Annotated in this window: 2 protein-coding genes; one reads left to right on the top strand and one right to left on the bottom strand. The window is 68.2% G+C overall.

The genetic code is table 11. The features are described 5' to 3' along the window. Positions 1-157, bottom strand: a 157-nt coding sequence (locus tag ACULPM_RS01755; protein WP_445330817.1) for a helix-turn-helix domain-containing protein, incomplete at its 3' end; no start/stop codon positions are given. Between the two features lie 549 nt (positions 158-706). Between ACULPM_RS01755 and ACULPM_RS01750 the strand changes: the two genes are divergently transcribed. Beyond that, positions 707-1750, top strand: a complete 1044-nt coding sequence (locus ACULPM_RS01750) for a threonine aldolase family protein (protein ID WP_445330814.1) — start codon at positions 707-709, stop codon at positions 1748-1750. The last annotated feature ends 80 nt before the right edge of the window (positions 1751-1830 follow it).

Raw genomic sequence — 1830 nt, 5'->3', positions numbered from 1 at the left:
TGGCGACCGTGGACGGCGCCCGCCCGATCTCGCGGGCTATCTCCCGGCACCCCCTGCCCCTGTCCAGCATCCTCTCGATCGTCTGCCGCTCGTGCCTCGTGAGCCTCGCGTAGGACCTCTCCGACGGGCCCTTCCGCGCCCTCTTCCTCTTCGGCATGGCTGCCTCCTCGGTGTCTCGGGCCGGCCGATCCGGCCCCCGAGGGGTGATGGTTCCCGGACTCAGCGAGACATGTTTCGATGAGTCTGGTAGGTGTCTCGCTGAACTCGCAAATCGAAGCGGCGTACACGGGGCCCGGCCCGGGAATACCCACGGTCTGCGGGGTGGCCGAAACGGGTATACTCGGTATCGAGCAGAGGGTGAGCGCCCTCCTGTTCAGTGACTGACTTTGTGGGTGACACCCACGCGGAACAGCCGCCTGCCGGGGCGGCTGTTTCCATATGGATGGGGCGTCACCCGCAAGCTACTTGGTCAGAAGAGCCACGAAGGCAACCGCCAGAACCAGCACGGCCGCCGCAAGCAGCAGCAAGGTGAGCTTATCCATAGGAACCCTCCAATCTTCCCGCAAGGACTGGGAGGGCACCGCCCGCTCGATGGGCCGATTATACGCGCTTCTCATCTCATTTACAAACATGTGTTCGTAGTTCTTGAGGTTCAGACGGCGTACAATCGTGCCGACAAAAGCAGCGAGAAGAACCGAGGCACGCCATGCGCATGTTCCGCAACGACTACTCCGAGGGCGCCGCGCCCGAAATCCTGGCCGCGCTCGCCGCCACCAACGACGAGCAGACCGTCGGCTACACCGAGGGCGACCCGCACTGCGAGCGCGCCCGCGAGCTCATCCGCGCCGCATGCGGGCTCGACGACGTCGACGTGGAGTTCTGCGTCGGCGGGACCTCGGCGAACGTCATCGGCGTGACGGGGCTCCTGCGCGACTGGGAGGGCGCCGTCTGCACGAAGGACGCCCACATCCTCGTCCACGAGACCGGCGCCGTAGCCGCGTGCGGCCGCACCGTGCTGCCCACCGACGACGCCGACGGCTTCCTCACGCCGGAGGCCGCCGAGCGCGTCTGGCGCTTTCAGACCTCCACGGGCCGCCACATGACGCGCCCCGGGTGCGTCTACATCTCCAACACCACGGAGCTCGGCGGCGTCTGGGACCTCGAGCGCTTCGACGCGATCTGCGACTGGGCGGACGAGAAGGGCCTGCCCGTCTTCCTCGACGGCGCGCGTCTGGGCTCCGGCCTCACCTCCCCCGCCGCGGGCGGCCTCACGCTCGAGCACATCGCCGCACGCTGCGGGGCCTTCTACATCGGCGGCACCAAGAACGGCATGCTCTTCGGCGAGGCCATGGTCATCGCCGACCCGCGCCTCAAGGAGGCCTTCCCGTTCCTGCAGAAGGAGCGTGGAGGCCTGCTCGCCAAGGGGCGCCTGCTCGGCGTGCAGTTCGAGGCCGCGTTCGAGCAGCCGGCAGACGGCGGCGAGCCGCTCTACTGGCGCCTGGCGAGAAACGCCAACGCCTGCGCGTTCCGCCTGCGCGAGGGGCTCGTGCGCCTGGGGTTTGAGCCCTACGGCGAGGCGCCCTCCAACCAGCAGTTCTTCGTCATGACGCCTGCGCAGCGCGACGCCTTCGAGGCCGCATGCGGCTGCGAGACCTTCTACGAGCTGCCTGACGGCAACGTGGTCGCGCGCTTCGTCTGCTCCTGGGCCACGGCCGAGAAGGACGTGGACGAGCTCCTCGCAGCCGTGTAAAAGGGGACGGGTTATTTCTCTCAGAGAGCTTGGGACAGGGCCCGGGGGGGGGGGCCCGGGGGGGGGATCAAAACCCCCGA

It is taken from the genome of Thermophilibacter sp. ZX-H3, from assembly GCF_052599055.1.
Note: the sequence above shows the minus strand (reverse complement) of the source record. Positions and strands in the feature narration are given on the sequence as shown.